The organism is Aerosakkonema funiforme FACHB-1375 (assembly GCF_014696265.1).
In the GTDB taxonomy this organism is placed as follows: Bacteria; Cyanobacteriota; Cyanobacteriia; order Cyanobacteriales; family Aerosakkonemataceae; genus Aerosakkonema; species Aerosakkonema funiforme_A.
The window spans coordinates 1-18805 of record NZ_JACJPW010000047.1 but is presented as its reverse complement, the minus strand read 5'-3'; the positions used below and the strand labels follow the sequence as shown (position 1 = coordinate 18805).

The window sequence follows — 18805 nt, the reverse complement described above, 5'->3', positions numbered from 1 at the left end:
CTGACTTTTCCAAAAAATACTATAGAAAGGGGGCAGACTTTCGCAGTATGCCTTAACAAATTCCCGCTTCTCGGTTAATCGATTTACCTTTTGACAAAGAATACTATGCTATAGTATTCTTTACTTTGTAGCAAGGCTACCAATTAAAGCCTGGACAACAATGAGGGAGAAGAGGGAGAAAGTAGGGGATCGGGTTCCTTGTGCTGAGGCAATCTCTTTGTCAGCGAAAAAAAGTAACTCTTCCTTGCCCTTAGCAAAAAACCCCCTCTGCAACAATGTTTTACTCAGTAGTCCGCACTCCTACCTAAAAATTGCCAAAAATATAAAAATACAAGGAGAAAAAAGGAGAAAAAATGAAACTTTTAACCATTGATACCAAAAATAATTCCTACTTTATCGAACCTAACGAAATGACCCGTTTGCAACAAAATGTTGCAAGTTCTTTTACTTTGGAAAAAGGTACTTTTGATATAAAAATTGCCAGCGGTCGTTATACTTACGCTCAGAGCAAAACAGAAGGCGAACCTTTGGTTTTCCTTTGGATATCTGGACTTGATGGTAGTACATTTATCAACAAAAACACAGGCGCTGAAACAAGCGCTGCGTGGACAATCCTAAACGGCTATAAAAATAACTTACAGTTAGAAGTCAAAGAAAAGACTGTTATATGTGCTTTATTCTTTGACGTAAGTAATAGCAAAAACAAAGGCTCTGTCAACCTTTTAATTAGCAGCAACAAAGGCAAATTTAATACTAAAGTTATCACAGTTGATAGTAAGAAAAACTGTTATGAATTTGATGAAAATAAATTGTCGCTATTGAAGCGATCGGATAACAACTTCCTGGAATTAGAGCCGGGAAATTATAAGATAAAAATTCGCGAAAGCAATGCTAAGTATTGGTATTTTGAACAAAAATTTATCCTAGAGCCTTGGGCTTTACTCTGGATTAAAGGAGGGAAATTTGTTTCTAAGCTTACAGGTATTGAAGTTGACGAAACTTGGTGTTCGCTCAACGGCTTACAAGACGAATTCATCCTAGAAGTCAAAGAAAAAACCACTATTTTAGGGTTGTTCTTTGATAGCTACCAAGAAGAGAACAAAGGGCAAGTTGTTCTAGAAATTAACACAGTCAGCGAGACTGAAGTAAAGGAAAAGTACAAAGCTCAAGGAGTGGAAGTAACAGTAATGACTGACAGCAATATCAATGAAAGCAATGTCACTGTTGTAAACACTGGTGCCGCCGGTAGCAGTGGAGGATACAGCTTCAGCACTGGCAAGAGTTTCAGCTTCAGCTTTGATGAAGAGCAGATGGAGAAAATGTGGCAAGAAATGGCAGCCAGGATCGAAACTTCAGTAAGCGTAACCGATGAAAAAGATGAAAATAAACAAGCTTACTGGGACAACCTGGAAAAATCCATCCTTAAAGGCTATCAAAGCCAAGCTAAGAAACTTGCCATGCAGGTAGCAAGGCTTGAGTTTATGATGAAGACTCTCATCCAACAAACTGAGGTAACTTTCAACGATAATTTCCAAGCTTGGTCTGGTTACTTTAACAAGAACCTCAATGACTTGTTTATTAGCAGAATTCCCAGAATAGTTAGCGACCAGGTTAATCTAACCATTGCCGAACAAACCCAAGACGTAAAGAATTTAGTAGTTCAACAGATGCAAACAGAACTCAACGAGCGCGTTGAGTCTCTACTTAATCTGAGAATCAACAATTTAACTCAAGAGATTAAGGCTTCAGTCGTTCAAGAAATGCAAGCCGAACTGGATCAACGTATTGAAAATGTCGTGAACGTCAGAATTGCCGATCGATCTCAAGAGGTTAACACTCAAATTGTTAACGAAATCGCAACTGACATTGACCAGCGCATCGATAATGTGGTTAATGTCAAAATTGCCAATAAATCTCAAGAAATCGTTAATCAAGTAATTCAGCAGATCCAATTTGACATCGATCAGCGCGTTGATAACGTCGTCAGCCTGAAAATTGCAGATCAAACGCACGATGTTAAAAATCTTGTGATTCAGCAAATGCAAAACTACATTGAGGAACGTATTGACAATGTAGTTAACATCAAAATAGCTAATCAAGGCCAAGAAATTAGCACTCAAGTTATTCACCAGATCCAAAGCAACATCGATAAGCGGATTGATGCGGTAGTTAACATCAAGATTGCCAATCAAAACCAAACCATTAAGAATCTGGTAGTCAAACAGATTGAAGCTGATTTCGATCAACGGATCAAAGCAGTCATTAACCAATCTACAGATAACAAGGTGCAGTTATTGGTTAATAATGTCGTCAAAGATCTGGATAATCGCATCAATGTCAACTTAGATAATAAAATTCTCAATTTCCGCAATGAAGTCTCTGGCATGGTTAAGAATGAGGTTAACCAAAACTTCGCAGACTATCTCAAGACGACGATTTTAGCAGACATCAAAAAACAGCAATTTTACATTGATATGCAGTCAATCAAAGCTGAGGTGGAGAACTTCTACGCTCGGTTAGGACAGTTTGAAACTCAGTTATATTTGCGTGTTGAGCAGGGAGATACCCAACTTTATAATTGGACTCTCGAACAACTTATTGCACTCCAAGGTTGCTTAACCGATCGTCAAGCTCTGGTTGAGATGTTTGAGACCTTTGCCAGAAACCTTAAAGACGAACTCAATGGTGCTGAATGCGTTCATCCCAGTCGCTTTACCCCTTGGGTAAGAAGAACTTCCCAACCGCAACTTGAGCCTAAGCAACCTCAGCAACTGCCAAACGGTTAATTATACCTACTACTGCTCTCTTCCGCAGCAAGCGGAAGGGAGCGCTCGTCAGGTGGCGAAAATGTAGATTTTCTGGGCTGATTAAATCTTATAACTCACCATACAAATTATCTAAGTAAAATTACGCAGTTTAGAATTGTGGCGCACACAATAACTTAATATTTCAGTGATTTTAATGAAGAATTGGTAAAGTTAGGGATTTTCATTAGACAGTAATTTCCCTGATATATACGCTGTTATACGTAGACTAACAAAGTTTTTAGTTGAATGGCACTAAGTTTAGCTGGGACAGGAGGCTCTGCTTCGCTTAATTCAGTGCCATTCTACTTACGTGGGCTAAAAATGCCTTTTCCGTCAGGTTGAGACGACCGATTCGCTATCGCTTTTGGCAAGCTTTTGCTGTTGAATCCGAGAGGTTATAACTAATATGAAAAAAACTTTTTGGTCAGGACTTGCATCCTCCTTTTTAACCGCCGTCGGTCTGACGATCGCATCTTCCGGCTTCTCGACCGCCAATGCCGCTTCCATGACTTTCCATGCTTATCCTTTCTTGGGGGATTCATCCGAGGTGAAAATTACCCTGGATGACGAAATTGCTGGCGCTGGCAAAGTTCAATTTAAAGTAGATGTTGTGCCAAACCCATTTATCGGTGACATACGGGGAGTTTTCTTCAATATTCTGAATAACTCGCTGCTCAAAGATGTGGTTATTATAGGTTCGGACATAACGGAAGTTGTTAAACGTCCTGGAGATGTTGCCGCTACCAGTAATGGTAGTAGCATCATGTACGAAGGCAGATTCGATATTGGGGTGCAAATTGGCACACCCAATCGAGTTCAGGACGATATTCAATCGACTGTATTTACCCTATCTCACCCCAACGTCGCTTTAGATATCGCTCAGTTTACGACCGAAACCGATCCTGTAACCAATCAGGGCCCAAAGGCGCTGCTGTTTGGAGTAGATTTGAGAAGCATCGGAACGGTTAATGGCCCTCGTAGCGGGCTTAGCAAACTGGGTGCAGGTGTAGATGATAAGGTAACAGTTCCCGAACCTGCCACCGCAGTAGCTTTAGGTTTGGTTGCGATCGTCGGGTTCGGACTGCACAAACAAAAGAAAAAGCAACAAGCCGAAACTTGAACAAAAGTGCGATCTCGACAAATGGAGAATAGGGGGTTGGAAGCTGACTTGCAATTCTAAGCCCTATATTTTTGCCTAATTTGACCGAAAAAAAGGACTTTCCAGCCTCCCAGTTCCAGGGGAATCATCAAAAAATCGATCTGAATTTCAAGCGCCGTGCGATCGTTACCCAGCCAATCCTCTCATCCAAAATCCTTGCATCGGGTGACTGCGAAATCATCTTTCCAGATGGACAGTTGCTAAATTGGTTACCAGCCCAAGCAAAAACAAGCGCGAAATCCCAGCGATCGGCAGTAACTCTGGGAGCGGATATGAAAGTGTCATAGGGTAAGTATATTCACGAGTCCGGGTGATTTGTAATTTAACTAAATCCATTATCAAGGAATAACGGGTAAGTAGTAACACTGGGGTGCATTTCTCAAACGACCATCTGTCCTGTGTGTCTCAAGGAAATTGATGAGGTTAGCAATGAAAGCTTTGACAACTGCCCCAGCAATACCAAATATTCCAGCAAAACAGTCAAAAATTGCTTTTTTACAGAATATCGAGACTTCTTACTTTTTAAAAGGAGTGTTGGAAGGGTTTATTGACGGTATTTTGATTTTAACAGAGCAAGGGGAATTGCTACACGCAAATCAAACTGCTACAAAGATTTGCGATCGACTTCGCAAAGTCAGCGACAAACACAACTTGGTGCCAGAGGAAATTTGGCGTGTTTGCCAGTCCCTGATCGAGAGTCGCGATTTATTTCCGGATCGAAAAATGACGATCGAGTCGGAAATCTCCAAGGGAGACTCGATCGATTTTCGTGTGCGAGTGAGATGGCTGAAGTTAGAGCAAATTGAGCGTCCTTGCTTGTTGGTCACTCTGGAAGATCGTCATCAGTCCCTCCAGAGGATAGTAATTAACGATGCCTACCTATACAATTTAACGCCTCGCGAAGGCGAGGTTTGGTTACTTTATCGAGCTAATTACTCCTATAAGGAGATTGCAGATAAACTGTATATTACGCTGAATACCGTCAAGAAGCACATGAAGAATATTCATGCCAAGCGAAAGGCTTTCTCCGATTTAGAAATGTAGACATTTGACGAGTTATATGCTATTAGCGAGATTGCAGTCGCAGCAATTCGCGATCGATGCGTTGCTTGAGCGTCGGATCGGAATTTTGGCCATCGCGAATCTCAAGGAAGCGCCCAACGGAAAATTGATTTGCTTGGATAGTCTGTCGGGAAAAATCGCAGAACTGTTTCACTTCATCCCGGATATTCGCAGGGAGAGATTCCACTTTTTCTGGCGGATAGCAGTTAATATCGGGAACGTTTCCACCAGTTCTAGCTTTAATTTCTTCAACGACAGCTTGACGCCTTTTTTCAATTGCAAAGCCAGCACGAGCAAACCTGCTCACTTCATCATCGCTTACCGCTTGCGCTGTAGCCGCAGAACTGAACATCAGAGTCGGGGTACTGGCAGACAGATCGGGAGTTACTGAGCAGAGCAAACCCAGCGTCGAGAGCAAAGCCACAACGATCGATTTGGATAGCATCCGGTTCGGGTAAAGTCGAGAAATTTCAACAGAGGAGTTCGTCATGGTTGGATGAGTTCGACAACTAGCGCACTGATGGTTTCAATTGTTTTGAACTATTTTCGGGCTGTGAAGTTCCACCATTCGGGTGATGACCGACTACTTACAGATGTGACAGAGTTGTACCACTGCAGTTTGCAGGGCCGCCGTTGGCTCTGCCCCTTGCTTGAGGCTAACTTCCAAATCTAACAGTACGGGTAAAGTCTCAGAAAGTTTTTGCAAGCTAACAGATCTGACCTCTTGTTGCAGAAAGTGAATGCGTTTGGGGTTGCTGACTTCTGCGGCGGCGGCGATCGCTTTTTCATCGCGCACCCCTGCATCCATCATCAGTCTCACCCATAACCAAGTGCGAAATAGTCCGATCGCAGTCGCCACAATTCTTAAAGCTGGCTCGTTGCGATTAATCAAATCGGCGACTAACCCCAACGCTTTGGCTGCATCGCCACTACGAATAGCAGCGACTAATTTCAAGCTATTTTGGGTGTTAGCGGTCACCAGTCCAGCTATAGTATCGGCATTGAGCGGTTGTTCGACACCCGCTCCGAACATCTGCAATTTTTTCAATTCGCCAAATAGTAGCCGCGTATCGTTACCAACAGACTCCGCCAACAATTCGATCGCATCTTCGGTTAGCTTCACCCCAACCTCTTGTGCAGCTTCTCTGACTTGCTGTCCGATTTGGTCTGTCTTCCAAGGCGGAATCGGCGAAAACTCGCGGCTATCAGCGTATTTTTGGACTAGCTTGGTAGACTTAAGTCTGCCATCCGGTTTGTTGCGGCTTGTGATCAAGAGAACGGAAGATTCCGGTATCACGGGCAAAGTGCGCTCCAGTTCCGCCAACAAGTCTTCCGAACAGTGCTGGAACAGAGTCGGATCTACCAACCAGACCAAACGCCGACCCGCCCCAAAAGTCGGCGTCATGGCTAGATTTAAAGCCTGGATCGCTGCATCTGGTTGTTCGGGAGATATTTTGTCATAGTTAAAACTAGCCCATTGGGGATCGAGTACAGATTTCCGTAACTTGGTAACAGCTTGTTCGAGCGCGAAATCATCCTCACCCCAGTAGAGGTAAATTGGCATAAAGAGTACGTTGATCCTTGGTCATCGGTCATCGGTCATCGGTCATCGGTCTTGTCATCAGTCAGCGGTCGTAAAAAAACAACTAACAACTGACAACTGACAACTGATAACTGACAACTGACAATAACTCTGACAGCTACCTAAAATCTATCCCAGTTAATACGCGAGGCTATCAAGGTTGGACGAGAATTATCAAACTTACTTAAATCGGGTGGCACGGATGATGCTACCGGAAACTTACAGAACCCAAGTACAATACATTCAGGAATCGCCAAAGTTTAAGCCGCTTCCAGAGGGTGGATTCCAGGCTGTTTCGTTTCCCGGTTATACGACGATCACCCCGCCTTCAGAGGAAGATTCGGAAAATATTGCTTTTTATACACACTTAAAGGATTGCCAAGAGCAACTTTTGCAGGAATTAGACCCAGGTCTGTTGGTCGCAGTGCCGCCCGCAAGCTTTCATTTAACTTTAGCAGACTTAATATGGGACGGTGCTTACCGGGACGCGAACGAAAATCCTGACTTTCAGGTGCAGTTGCGGCATACGATCGGACAAATCTTTCAGCACTCCCAACCCGTAGTGGGTGGAGGAATTCCGATTCGATGGCAGTTGCTGGGGTTGATGTTGATGCCCAGAGCGCTGGCAGTTTATTTGTTGCCGGCAGATGAGTCATCTTACGATCGCATTGTCAAACTCCGCCAAGCGATGTATCAAAATCGCGATTTGATCGCTTTGGGAATCGAACAGCAGTACCATTTTACAGCCCATGTCACTCTGGCCTATTTTGGCGAGGTATCCCCCGATCTAGACCGCGATCGTCTCAGCACTACTCTTTCTCAATTCAATCGGCGATGGCTGGAAAATCCCCCAGAACTTGTCGTCAAAAGAGCTGAACTGCGGAAGTTCGATGATATGACGCGCTACTACCGCGAAGCTGACTGGCCAGTACTCGAATTTTAGATTTTAAATTTGAGATTTTAGTTTACAATCCAAAATCTAAAATCCAAAATCTAAAATTCCTATGAGTTTGCCGATCCATCCCATTATGGAGCAAAGTTTTGCGGTAATTGACCGCGAAATCGGCTCCCATAACTTTAATCCAGCCGAATATGCGATCGTGCGGCGGGTAATCCACAGCTCGGCTGACTTTGAGTTCAAACATCTGATCCGCTTCAGTCCGGAAGCAATTGCAGCGGGAATTGCCGCTATCCGCAGTCGCGTGCCGATCGTTACAGATGTGGGGATGGTCAAACAAGGGGTTGCCGGGTTGGTAGGCCAAACTTTTGGCAATCCCCTCATTAGTGCGGTGGAAAAGGCAAAGGAAGCTCTGCCGGGAAAAACGCGCACGGAAACGGGCTTATTGCAATGCTGGCAGGAATTTCCAGCAGCGATTTTTGCGATCGGCAATGCCCCGACTGCTTTATTGGCTCTTTGTACTGAGTTGCGATCGACATCGATACAACCAGCTTTGGTCATAGGAGCCCCTGTCGGCTTCATCTCTGTGGTAGAGTCAAAAGCGGTACTTGCACAAACGCCAGTACCTCAGATTCGGATCGAGGGTCGTAAGGGTGGCTCGACCGTTACTGCCGCGATCGTGAATGCTTTAATCGTACTAGCTTGGGAGCAAGAGAGCAGCGGAATAGAAAATTTTCAATTTTCAATTTCCGATTGAAAGAGAGCGATCTCATCTGTGTTCATCTGTGTTCATCTGTGGTTAAATTCAAACTAACGATAATACCGGACAAAATATCAAATGCAAAAAAAATCCAAAATCTAAAATCCAAAATTCCAAATTGAAATGACGGTGCATATTGTTGGCATTGGCTTAGATGGCGCAGCTGGACTGACAGAAACAGTACGACAAATTGTAGATCGGGCGACGGTGCTGGTGGGAAGCGATCGCCACCTCAGTTATTTTTCCCATCATGCCGCCGATCGCATTCTACTGGGCGATTTCACGGTCACAATTCGTCAAATTCGCCAGCGCCTCTCTACTGGCGAAGTTATTGTAGTTTTGGTTACAGGAGACCCGTTATTTTTTGGTTTGGGGCGTCTGCTGTTGATGGAACTGCCGACAGAACTGCTCAGTTTTCATCCTCATCTCAGTTCTATTCAATTAGCTTTCAACCGCATTAAAGTTCCCTGGCAAGATGCTTGCGCCATTAGCGTTCACGGACGCGCTTTTGACGAGCTTATCCTAGCTTTGCAGCAAGGTGTGGAGAAAGTAGCGGTGCTGACGGATGATTCTCACAGTCCTAGTGCGATCGCTCGTCTTTTGCTATCTTTAGATTTACCCAGCCAATACCAATTCTGGATCTGCGAAAATTTGGGCGGTGTGGATGAACGAGTGCGGTGTTTGCCGATCGCAGATGTGTTAGAGGAAACATTTGCACCGCTGAATGTGGTGGTTTTACATCGTCAAAAGGAATTAACTGCCGGAGAGTTGAATTTACAAAGCTTACCGATGCTGGGATTGCCGGATTCTAGTTTTGCCAGTTTTAGCGATCGTCCGGGCTTGATGACCAAGCGAGAAATTCGTACCCTCATTTTAGCAGAACTAGCTTTACAACCGGGGCAAACAATTTGGGATGTCGGAGCGGGGACAGGCTCTGTATCGATCGAGATTGCTCGCTTATTTCCTACTTCTTCAGTGTATGCTGTTGAAAAAACATCTGCTGGCACAGCACTGATTGAGGAAAATTGCCGACGATTTCAGGTCAGCAATGTCATTTCCATTCACGGCAAAGCACCTGATATTTTGTATCGTTTAGCGCAGCCCGATCGCATTTTTATCGGTGGTAGCGGCGGTAATTTAATTGAGATTTTGGGTATCTGCGGGGGTCACCTAATTTCTGATGGCGTATTGGTGTTGGCTTTAGCTACTATAGAACATTTGAATATAGCTCTCAAATGGCTGAGCGATACTGGTTGGAATTACCAGTTGTTGCAAGTGCAGCTATCGCGATCGGTGTCTGTAGGATCTTTGACTCGGTTTGCCCCTTTAAATCCCGTCACGATTATAACGGCTAGAAAAAAATGAAGTATTCTATAATTATACCCAAGCGTTCGACACCGCATTGGTACTTGCTGCGCTCGGTTTAACCCACGAACGCTGGACAATCAATTATTAACCTTCAAACTTTCCCAGAAACCTACTTCTATTACCGAAGCAGCTTTTCCTCCTCCTTCTTCTAAATGTTGGCGATAATTTTGCAATAATTCCTGCATTTTCTGAGTGCGATACTGAGGAGATATTTCTCTTAAAGCTTGTCGCCAGTGACTATCTGTGGGTGGCTTGCCAAAACCAGCTAAATATTTGGCTTCTTTTACCAGTTTATCCAATTCTGCACCGGAAAATCCCTTGCTATTTTCTACTAAAAATGTTAGTGTATTTGCAGGTATAGGTGGCAGTTTGTAGGCAGCAGCGCGTTTGACAATAATTTCGCGACGTTCTTCTGTATTGGGTGGCATAATAATAAAAATTTCGTCAAATCTGCCAGCGCGAAATAGTTCGGCTGGTAGTTCTTTTCTATTATTAGAAGTAGCGATAAAAAAGATAGGGTATTGATGTTCGTTGAGCCAAGATAGAAAAGTGCCGAATTGTCTGGTATCGCCACCTATTCCAGCGAAGGCTTTTTCGATTTCATCCATAAATAGGATATTGGGTGCAGAAGCTTCGATCGCTCTTAATGCTTGGAAGGTATTACTTTCTGATTCGCCTACCCATTTTGACTGCAATCGAGATATTTCAAAGTTGATTTGGGGAACGCGCCACTGTTGTGCGATCGCTCTAGCAATGAAAGTTTTTCCACAGCCGGGATATCCTTCTAATAGTATAGCACGCGGTCGCATTTGTGGGTGAACATCTTGCTCGAACCATTGTTGGCGAGTTACGATCCAATCTTTAATTTTTTGCAATCCACCTACTTCATTTAATCCCTGTCCTTGCGGGTCGAAATATTCCAAAACTCCTGTTTTGCTGATTTCTTGTTTCTTCACTTCTAAGATTAATTCTCCTGCTTGACTGGGATATTCCCAAAGATTTCTGGTAGTAATTAATTTAGCAGTTTGGCTAGCAGCTTGCAATGGCATTCCTTGCGCTTGTTCTGCGAGGCGTCTGGCTTCTTCATCGGGGAGATTATATTTGGAAACGGCGACTCTAAATACATTTTGATATAATTCTTCACCGCTGGGGAGGGGTAAGTCTAAAATGTGAATGCTGTTGCGAAGAATAGGGGGGATTTGCCAATCGGAACCGATGACAATTAAACTCATTCTAGGGCGGGGTCTTTTTTGGTCGATCGCGATGATTAATTCTTTTAATTGTCGCGCTAAAAGATGAGAATTGGGCTGGACAAAGATTGACCAATCTGGTAAGATATAAGTATGTTGGTTGGGAAAATTTTCGATCGCTTGTTTTTCTAATATTTCTGCTAAGAAATTGAGAGCGTGCTGGATGGGATCGGTTTTAGTTGGGAGGGGAGAAGAGATGATTTCCCAAACAGCTTTTCCCGGTTCTCCGGTACGTTTTTGGAAACCATTATTGCTGCTCCATCTGGCTAATTCGCCATCGGGTATATCGGCGGAATAGGTAAGGGATTGATGAGATGCGATCGCGCAATTTACTGCTCTCGTTTCTTCAGCGGAACGGAGGAAAATTAGAGGATATTGGGAACGGAGTAAATCTTCTAATTCTTGTTGGCATTTTTGGTAGGGAAGTGGGGGTTGCATTATGAGTAATAGGATTTTTTTTACCGCAGATGAAGACAGATGAACGCAGATGTAATTAAGATTTCTTAGGTACGTAGTTGCGCTTTAGCACTAAAGCGCAACTACGTACCTAGAATAATACAAATTGGGTTAAAATTCGGCTTGATTGGTATCACTTTCATAAGATATGCTGGGAGATGATTTAGGTGTATAATTAAAGATGTCGCTAGGTTTAGAATTGGGGGGAATGGGAGTTGGGGGAGGGGTCATCGCATCTGGGGGTAAATCGAGTGCGATCGCGCTATATTTCCTTCCTTCTTTGATATCGCCAATCCATTCATCGATCAATTTTTTAAACTGCGCGTCTTCAATTTGATAGATACCTTGTTCTTGGAGACATTGGCGCAAAAGAGATTGGTGTTTTTCTAAGCGAAAATAGTCTTCGGGATAGTCTTCGTGAGTACCCGTCAGTGTAACAGGTAATCGGATTTCTTGATGGGTAATTTTGATAACGGCGACGTATTCTGGCATTTTTTAGGAGTTTAAGTTGCGAAAAGAAGAATCTTTCAATTGCTTGCTCCACCATATAAATGGTATCATGGTTCCTAACCCTAATATCAGAATACTTCCCAGAATGGGTAAGCGTTCTGGTAAAGGGAGAGCGATATAATCAAAAGTATCTAAGCGGTAAGGTTTTGGATCGGATTTAACATTTCTTAAACCGCGATAAGGTGAGTTTACTGATACGGTAACTTGATAATTACCGCTGCGACGCGCACCAGGTTGTTTATATTCGATTTCATATTCGCGCAAAGTGCTTAAAAATTTTCGCAAAGTATCTACTACCGCCTTAGCATCAGCGGGAAAAGCGTTTATTCCGCGAGTCGCATCCGCAATTTCTTTTAAGCGAGGTTCATCTACAATATAACTATCGATATTACTACGACATTTTTTCAAATTATCGATACTAAGTTCATTATCGCTGAGACGACATCGAATGCGATCGCGTAATTCCTTCATCTTCTCCCCATATCCCATCGTGTGAACTATCACTTTTGGGTATTGTCGAAAAACCTCACGTAGGCGATCGAATCTTTCTGACTCATCGCGGCGATCATTCGTCACATCATACCCATCTGAAAGTAAAATAACAGCTAATCTCGGTGGCGGTGACTTATCATTTTTAGCTTGTTGTAGATTTCCCAAATACTTGACAGCTTCTCCCAAAGGATCGTATATATTAGTCCAAGCGCAAACATCAACTTTAGCTAATTTATCTAATTTTTGGATTAAATCGGGACTCCCAGACTGATGGAAATTTTCATCTATAACACTTGCATTAACTGGAAAACTGTTCGTACATCCCTCCCCAAAAGGAACTAGAGATATCTGCACATCCCACTTATCTCCGCTAACTTCATTAATAAATTCTCGCACCCCACTAACCGCACCATCCAACTTTTTAATTCCCGCCGAATCTTGATTTTTCATACTCCCACTCATATCCAACAGCATCACCAACTTAGCGGGGTCAGGTTTAGATTGTTCGGAAGAAAGTAAATTTATTTCTGATGGATTTAATCTGACAGGTTCTCCTTTTCCGTTAGTAGTATCAATTATAAAATTATTTTTATTCAAACCTTCGATCGGAACTCTTTCATTATCCAAAACCTTCACCCTTAAAGTAACCGTATCTGCTTTGGTTGTAACGCGATATATACAGATCTGATTATCTGATGTATTTTCACAGCGATTATTATCTAATTCAATTTTAGAACATCCCAGCGGTATTATTCCCAACAAAGTCGAAAGGGCAATTATTTTCAATTTGTTCATGGTTCATTATTCATCGTTAAATTCTCAGATCCCCGACTTCTTGAAGAAGTCGGGGATCTATATGTACCTCAGATCCCCGACTTCTTCAAGAAGTCGGGGATCTATATCTACGTTTTAACGGACTTTCGCTATGACGCAGGGGTTTTAACTCCTGGCGGGTCATTCGCCAAAGCCATTTCAAATATTTCTCCATTATATCAGCGTTCATCAGCGTTCATCTGTCTTCATCTGCGGTAAAAAAAATCCTCATCACCCACCCCTAAGCCTGCGGATCGAGAAACTTGTTATAAAACACAAATCGATAATATTTATCACTATCCTTTTCATAGTAAAATGTCAATATCTGATTGTGTCTTAAAGGTATTTCCTTACCCCCTTCAATTAAAAGCCGACGCTGAATTTGAACCGCCTCATCAGCAAGACAACGCAGCATTACATTACCATTGCGAACTTCCAAAGAAGCTGCTTCTAATGGTATATTAGGAATATAAATATCTGCATCATCATTAGAACCGATAATAATCCGCTTTTGGGTTTTAGAAGGTAATTGAATTGATAAACCCTCTTGGATATATTTATATTCTCCCGTCACAAATCTAAGTTGAATATTTTTCAACAGAGGCTTTTCCCTATTTCCACCATACTTAGGATCGATCGCCTCAAAACCCTCCCCCGCCCTCAAAGCAGCTAAATAACTGGGAGAAGTAGCAAAACTCAACAACAAACCGAGAGAAAATCCCAAAATAGAAAATCCCGCCGGATCTTCATATCCACCTAATTCTATTTGACTGCGAATCAACTCCACAATCACCGCCGCCACTACACCCGCACCCAAACCAAACAAAGTTGATTTTTTAATCCGTTCTTTCGCCTTATCCGTACCGCCTTCAATACTGCGAAAACGCCAGCTAACTCCCTCACCCACCCCAGTAAACAAACCAACAATACTCCAAGCAAAAACCCTAACCATCCAATCTGGTGCTGGTGTTTGGTAGAGGATGAAATTAAAGATAGCAGCTGCTAAACCCGCACCCACACCCGTCAGCAACGCACTCCAAAAATAAGGTGGTAATACTCGGAAATTAGCTTTATGGCGAGTGGGGTTACTGGAAAAGATTTCAGCAATCACAATGGCGACGGCGAGAGAAGCGGCGACAAAAGGAAGGATGATAAAGTCTGCTTTTATGGGGAGAGTTTCATCGATGGGGGATCTCAAAAAATCGAGGACAAATTGGCTGATTCCCCAACCAAATAGGGCGGAGAAAATGCCGGATATAGTGAAGAGGAAATATCTCATTTTTCTGTTTTAGGTGTTTTATTCTCGCTGTTCAAGCAGGAAATGAAGTCTATAGCTTTTTTCGGATCTTGTTTACAAGATTTTAATTTGTTAATTTTTACTTTTATTTCATCATCATTTTTTCCTTCTTCAAAGCTTTTTATCATAAATTCTTTAACTGGCTTTACTTGCTCATCTCTAAACAAATCTTGCAACTTTTCCCAAGTACCTGGGCCAACAGTACCAGTAATGTCTTTTGGCTTTAATTGCATCTTTAATCGCTGAAAATCATTAATTGCTTCTGTAGTTTTTTCATCGAATTCTCCGGTGATGTCCCCACTGTAAAATGGAAGTTTGACTGAATTAGAAGTATACTTTATGGACTTCAGCATTTGCTGGATAATTTTTATGTCATCAGCAGATGGACTATCAGACTTGATATGATTATTTTTTGTTGGTTCCTGTGACAAAGATACTGTAGGAGTAAAGGCATTTTTAATGAATGTATTTGTTTTTGCGATAGAATCATTTTTTCTGGACTCGTCATTTTCAGGGTTATTTTTATCTTTGAGAATATCAGGTAATTCATCTTTCAGAAATTGAATTAATCTTTGCTTTGCTTCCGAGTTACCCGTATTGTCCCACAAGTCTAAGTCACGCTCAAAATTTCTTGCAAGGATGGAATTATTTTTTACTGATACAGTATTGGTTTTGGGAAACAAAATTTCAAATGAAATGCCGCCTGCTAAAGCAATAGCAACAATAACAGCAGCCCAAATTAGACGTATGCCAACATTTTTTCGCCTCTTCCTGAGTCGAATAATTTTCACTTTCACATTTTCGTATATATCCTCTGGAACATCTCCCTCGCTGAGTTGATAGAAAAGTGCTGACAAATTGAAATCTTGAATTTTTTCAAATAACAGAGCTAGCTTTTTATATTCGGGGAATAAGGGATATTTTCCACTTGCCTTACCCTGTACTGCCCACTGGTTTAATGTTTCTCGAATTTTTGTATAAAAATTATCGGATCTTGGCATATCTTCAGCAATTAGCAAAGATACGAGATTTCGGGCGTATCTCTGTAAATAGGAAGACCATGTGTAATTTACAAAATCAGAACTTAAGACAGTATTTGATTTAACCAGTAACCATTCAATATTTTCATATTGGCTATTAAGAGTATTTTCTGACGTGCATTTCAGCAGCATTTGACTCATCCCTTCATCCATATTGGATAGCAGTTGATTGTAAGCAATATTTTCATTGCAGCTAGCCCTTAGAAGTGCTGCTTGAATAGTTAAAGAGGTTTCCTGAAAAGTCTGGTTACTAGATTTACGCAACCAGTCTAGCCAATCTTGTATTATTTCGCCTCTCAAAATCGCCCGCAATGCCTTATACCTAGCTCCCGATGGAGTAGTAGTCTGGCGGAGTATTTTTTGGTCATTAATCTGACTCCAATTCCACGAACGGATTGGATACTTTTTCAGGTAATCAATAACAATTTTTAAATTTGTTTGATTAAAACTACTTTCATTTTTAGCCAACTCTGATAGGCAATTCTTTAGGGTTTCCCAATTAATATGATCTAAAGGATCAGGGTCTGGATTCGGCTTTCTTGGCTGTAATTTGTTTATCTCAAATTTACAATCTGCATAATATATCATCGTAAATATTTGATTTTTATCTAGTTTTTTTACATTCCAAGCCCAAGAAATAGAAAAAGTAGAAGATTTATCAAAATATAAAGCCACGCAATGCCATACTTCGTAGCTTATTTTTTTTCCATTATTTTTCAGTTCATACGAACTATAATTAATTTGATCGATCGTATTTTCAACTTCGGAATGGTATTGAGATTGTTTTTGGTAAAAATCATTCCGACTATAGGTATTTGCACGATAAAAATCCAAGTTTTTTTTATGCCAATTAAACTCGAATTTCGGCTCGCCAACTTTTTTCCACCAAATTAATAAAGTGCCAATTCCATCTATATCTTCATCTTGACGTTTTTCCAACCAAAAATATCGGTAACATACTCCTGGGCGAGAGCCGTCTTCTGTTAAACTTGTAGCAACTGCCAAGACAGAATATTTATCATTAATTTCTCTGCCAATTAGGGCGAATTCTCCTTTTTGAGGCTCATAACTATCCAGAATCCGAAAATCACCACGCTTAACAGCTTCTTTAATTTTTGGCGGAACGTCTCTAGTACCTGGCCCAACTTCATTTTTATACCCTCCAGATACAGTTTTCCCATCCTTCTCTGTTTCGTCGAACTCTCTAGAAAACTCATATATTTGTATAGATGACATAACCTATAAATCCTCCATTTTTCTTAAACGCCAATCATCTTTTCCTGTATGCAGCCAATAAATAGGTGCAACCAAACCAAAAGGTCGCCAATACTGCGGATAATTAATCACTCCACAAATAGCCTCGCTATCTCTTGTTTCCTCTCTAAAATTCGGCGTTGGTGGTTCTCCTATCATGCCAAAAGCGGAACAAAGAAAGTAGTTGATCGGACAACCCCATTCCTTTTGCCACTTTTGTAAAGTAGTTTCCGTTTGCAGAAATTTTAACCTCATAAACTTCTGCATATCGTGGCGATGAATCCAAACCGAACCCTGTTCGGCTTTCGAGAATACAACCGCAATGCGATAGCTGTTTAGATTTTTATTTTGTCCCGTCAACCGAAAATTTAACTCTTCCTTTAACCTCTCGAAAGCTTGAGAATATAACTTATCTTCTCTCGCTGTTCCGTCTATCAATAATAACAAACCAGTAGCATCAGCGCAATCATCTAAATAGTTACTTAGTTTGGGAGTTATATTGGTTTTTCGTAGTTCTTCAATCAATTCACCCGAATAGTCGCGACAAGATACTTGAAATTTAATATTTCCGCCGATGCGATAGGCGGGTTTCATTTCAATTAATAAGGTATAAAGCGGCAGTTCGTTTGCATCTTCAGGAAAGAAAGTTCCCGCCAAAGGTAAACCACCTTCTAATATATCTTTCGCTTGGTCGATCAGCTTGTCTGTTCGATCGTCAAAAGGTTTAACTGACTCAATGGGGCTATCGCGTCTAGCATTAGGCCACCTAGCTAAAGCTGCCATAAAAGTTGTCTTGCCAGCGCGTCGATGGCCAACAATTCTAATATCGGGACTGCCGGATAAATATCGCGGTCTTCTTGAAAAAAGATTGACCAAGCTTCGGAAAAATTTGCTAATAGTTTTAATGATTTTTCTAAAGACGGTGGTCATGTAAAATTCTCCCCGTACTTAACCAATAAATCGGTGCAATTAAACCGTAAGGTTGCCATTGTTCGGGCATTCGCAGAAAAGCATGATATTCAGATATACTGCCATCATCGGGAATATAGCGATTGGGACGGGGGTCGAAATCGTCAATGCGATCGCTCAATACCCCAAAAGACGAACAAGCAAAAAACTTTAATCTTTGCGGCGAAAGTTTTGTCTTCAGAAAATCATAAGTTTCCGGTAATCGCACTTTAAATAAATCTTCTTCCGGGTCAAGACGACACGGCCATAATTCCCCCCTTTCGCATTTAGACATCACAACAGCTATTCGCAAATTCTTTATTTCTGGATTAATCTTCTCTTTCTTAAATATCTCGTCGCACAACTTTTTAAAAGCAGGTTTATAAAGTGTCTTATCCCGTCCAGGTTCCCAATCAGTTAGCATCACCATCCAAGCATTTGCTGTAAACAAATCATCAATATATGGTTCTACTTCACTTTGCTTATGGGGTAGGGGAATTTCGTGAAATATCTCCCCAGGATAATCTCTAGTATTTAGTTCGATTTCGATAGGGGGCATTCCCTTAATTGAGGGAATCTTAATTCTAAAGAAGTAAAACGGCAAATAATCTATATTTATTTTGAAATTACCAGCCAGTTTATTCCCTTGCATAATAATATCTTCCGCCATTCTCCCCAGTCTCTCTGCATCCTCTCCCACAGGCGTTATTTCCATACCTGCATATAATTGCTTCACTTGTTTCTGATGAGGAAAATAAGCCAAAGTAGCCAAATAAGTTGTCTTCCCAGATTGTCTGGGGCCTAAAATGCGAATTTCTGCTGACTTAGGAGTTTGGCGAATCATATTTGCTATGGGCAAGATAAGAAGCAAGATGAATCCAGGGAAGTTCTAACAGAGACGGATCTTTAATTGTGGTAATAAAAAATCGCAAGCTTGTGCTATGCTGACGATTATATTCCCGAATTATCTGATCCGCTTTATTAAAATAGGTATTGCGAATATATTCATTAGACATCTCCAAAAATTGCCAAAGCCTTTATAATATTGGTTTTTGACTGCCTGCCCCCTAAAGGGCAGGCAGTCAAAAACCAACGGTTACATAGGGCTT

16 protein-coding genes are annotated in these 18805 nt (G+C 41.6%); 7 read left to right on the top strand and 9 right to left on the bottom strand.

The genetic code is table 11. The features are described 5' to 3' along the window. Positions 1–353: 353 nt before the first annotated feature. From H6G03_RS18790 to H6G03_RS18775, 4 genes are all read left to right on the top strand, one after another. Positions 354–2786: a hypothetical protein gene (locus H6G03_RS18790; protein ID WP_190466575.1), complete on the top strand. Its 2433-nt coding sequence runs from the start codon at positions 354–356 to the stop codon at positions 2784–2786. Between the two features lie 427 nt (positions 2787–3213). After that, complete coding sequence (locus tag H6G03_RS18785; protein WP_190466571.1) at positions 3214–3927, top strand: PEP-CTERM sorting domain-containing protein; 714 nt, start codon at positions 3214–3216, stop codon at positions 3925–3927. 80 nt (positions 3928–4007) lie between these two features. Continuing rightward, on the top strand, positions 4008–4253 hold the full coding sequence (locus H6G03_RS18780) for a hypothetical protein (protein WP_190466568.1): 246 nt from the start codon (positions 4008–4010) through the stop codon (positions 4251–4253). 142 nt (positions 4254–4395) lie between these two features. Next, positions 4396–5010 carry a helix-turn-helix transcriptional regulator gene (locus tag H6G03_RS18775; RefSeq protein WP_190466564.1) on the top strand — a complete coding sequence of 205 codons (615 nt, stop codon included), beginning with the start codon at positions 4396–4398 and terminating at the stop codon, positions 5008–5010. A 22-nt stretch (positions 5011–5032) separates the two neighbouring features. Here the strand turns inward: H6G03_RS18775 and H6G03_RS18770 are convergent, their stop codons facing one another. Next, on the bottom strand, positions 5033–5518 hold the full coding sequence (locus tag H6G03_RS18770; protein ID WP_190466561.1) for a DUF4168 domain-containing protein: 486 nt from the start codon (positions 5516–5518) through the stop codon (positions 5033–5035). 93 nt (positions 5519–5611) lie between these two features. Beyond that, positions 5612–6592, bottom strand: a complete 981-nt coding sequence (holA, locus tag H6G03_RS18765) for a DNA polymerase III subunit delta (RefSeq protein WP_190466558.1) — start codon at positions 6590–6592, stop codon at positions 5612–5614. A 178-nt stretch (positions 6593–6770) separates the two neighbouring features. On the opposite strand from holA, the gene H6G03_RS18760 reads away from it, so the two are divergent. From H6G03_RS18760 to cbiE, 3 genes are all read left to right on the top strand, one after another. After that, positions 6771–7553 carry a DUF1868 domain-containing protein gene (locus tag H6G03_RS18760; protein ID WP_190466555.1) on the top strand — a complete coding sequence of 261 codons (783 nt, stop codon included), beginning with the start codon at positions 6771–6773 and terminating at the stop codon, positions 7551–7553. Positions 7554–7614: 61 nt separating this feature from the next. After that, positions 7615–8265, top strand: a complete 651-nt coding sequence (locus tag H6G03_RS18755; RefSeq protein WP_190466552.1) for a cobalt-precorrin-8X methylmutase — start codon at positions 7615–7617, stop codon at positions 8263–8265. Between the two features lie 126 nt (positions 8266–8391). Then, positions 8392–9633: a precorrin-6y C5,15-methyltransferase (decarboxylating) subunit CbiE gene (gene cbiE / locus H6G03_RS18750; RefSeq protein ID WP_190466549.1), complete on the top strand. Its 1242-nt coding sequence runs from the start codon at positions 8392–8394 to the stop codon at positions 9631–9633. A gap of 80 nt (positions 9634–9713) precedes the next feature. On the opposite strand, the gene H6G03_RS18745 is transcribed toward cbiE, so the two are convergent. The 7 genes from H6G03_RS18745 to H6G03_RS18715 form a co-directional block, all read right to left on the bottom strand. Next, entirely contained in the window at positions 9714–11324 is a 1611-nt protein-coding gene (locus tag H6G03_RS18745) for an AAA family ATPase (RefSeq protein ID WP_190466544.1), read from the bottom strand. A 129-nt stretch (positions 11325–11453) separates the two neighbouring features. Next, a complete protein-coding gene (locus tag H6G03_RS18740; protein WP_190466541.1) occupies positions 11454–11834 on the bottom strand; it encodes a hypothetical protein in 381 nt (126 codons plus the stop codon). A 3-nt stretch (positions 11835–11837) separates the two neighbouring features. Beyond that, positions 11838–13139, bottom strand: a complete 1302-nt coding sequence (locus H6G03_RS18735) for a VWA domain-containing protein (RefSeq protein ID WP_190466538.1) — start codon at positions 13137–13139, stop codon at positions 11838–11840. 259 nt (positions 13140–13398) lie between these two features. Beyond that, positions 13399–14436 carry a hypothetical protein gene (locus H6G03_RS18730; RefSeq protein ID WP_190466535.1) on the bottom strand — a complete coding sequence of 346 codons (1038 nt, stop codon included), beginning with the start codon at positions 14434–14436 and terminating at the stop codon, positions 13399–13401. After that, positions 14433–16730 carry a peptidoglycan-binding domain-containing protein gene (locus H6G03_RS18725; RefSeq protein WP_190466532.1) on the bottom strand — a complete coding sequence of 766 codons (2298 nt, stop codon included), beginning with the start codon at positions 16728–16730 and terminating at the stop codon, positions 14433–14435. Before H6G03_RS18725 ends, H6G03_RS18730 begins: the two co-directional genes overlap by 4 nt. A gap of 3 nt (positions 16731–16733) precedes the next feature. Next, a complete protein-coding gene (locus H6G03_RS18720) occupies positions 16734–17678 on the bottom strand; it encodes a hypothetical protein (protein ID WP_199315367.1) in 945 nt (314 codons plus the stop codon). Next, positions 17662–18540 (bottom strand): hypothetical protein, encoded by an 879-nt coding sequence (locus tag H6G03_RS18715; RefSeq protein ID WP_190466529.1) that lies wholly within the window; start codon positions 18538–18540, stop codon positions 17662–17664. The genes H6G03_RS18720 and H6G03_RS18715 overlap by 17 nt, the downstream gene beginning before the upstream one ends. Between the last annotated feature and the right edge of the window lie 265 nt (positions 18541–18805).

What these genes read in the sequence shown, in the direction of transcription:
- cbiE (WP_190466549.1), top strand. Translation starts at nt 8,392, where the DNA reads ATGACGGTGCATATTGTTGGCATTGGCTTAGATGGCGCAGCTGGACTG.
- H6G03_RS18745 (WP_190466544.1), bottom strand. Translation starts at nt 11,324, where the DNA reads ATGCAACCCCCACTTCCCTACCAAAAATGCCAACAAGAATTAGAAGAT.
- H6G03_RS18720 (WP_199315367.1), bottom strand. Translation starts at nt 17,678, where the DNA reads ATGACCACCGTCTTTAGAAAAATCATTAAAACTATTAGCAAATTTTTC.
- holA (WP_190466558.1), bottom strand. Translation starts at nt 6,592, where the DNA reads ATGCCAATTTACCTCTACTGGGGTGAGGATGATTTCGCGCTCGAACAA.
- H6G03_RS18770 (WP_190466561.1), bottom strand. Translation starts at nt 5,518, where the DNA reads ATGACGAACTCCTCTGTTGAAATTTCTCGACTTTACCCGAACCGGATG.
- H6G03_RS18755 (WP_190466552.1), top strand. Translation starts at nt 7,615, where the DNA reads ATGAGTTTGCCGATCCATCCCATTATGGAGCAAAGTTTTGCGGTAATT.
- H6G03_RS18715 (WP_190466529.1), bottom strand. Translation starts at nt 18,540, where the DNA reads ATGATTCGCCAAACTCCTAAGTCAGCAGAAATTCGCATTTTAGGCCCC.
- H6G03_RS18790 (WP_190466575.1), top strand. Translation starts at nt 354, where the DNA reads ATGAAACTTTTAACCATTGATACCAAAAATAATTCCTACTTTATCGAA.
- H6G03_RS18775 (WP_190466564.1), top strand. Translation starts at nt 4,396, where the DNA reads ATGAAAGCTTTGACAACTGCCCCAGCAATACCAAATATTCCAGCAAAA.
- H6G03_RS18730 (WP_190466535.1), bottom strand. Translation starts at nt 14,436, where the DNA reads ATGAGATATTTCCTCTTCACTATATCCGGCATTTTCTCCGCCCTATTT.
- H6G03_RS18740 (WP_190466541.1), bottom strand. Translation starts at nt 11,834, where the DNA reads ATGCCAGAATACGTCGCCGTTATCAAAATTACCCATCAAGAAATCCGA.
- H6G03_RS18785 (WP_190466571.1), top strand. Translation starts at nt 3,214, where the DNA reads ATGAAAAAAACTTTTTGGTCAGGACTTGCATCCTCCTTTTTAACCGCC.
- H6G03_RS18735 (WP_190466538.1), bottom strand. Translation starts at nt 13,139, where the DNA reads ATGAACAAATTGAAAATAATTGCCCTTTCGACTTTGTTGGGAATAATA.
- H6G03_RS18725 (WP_190466532.1), bottom strand. Translation starts at nt 16,730, where the DNA reads ATGTCATCTATACAAATATATGAGTTTTCTAGAGAGTTCGACGAAACA.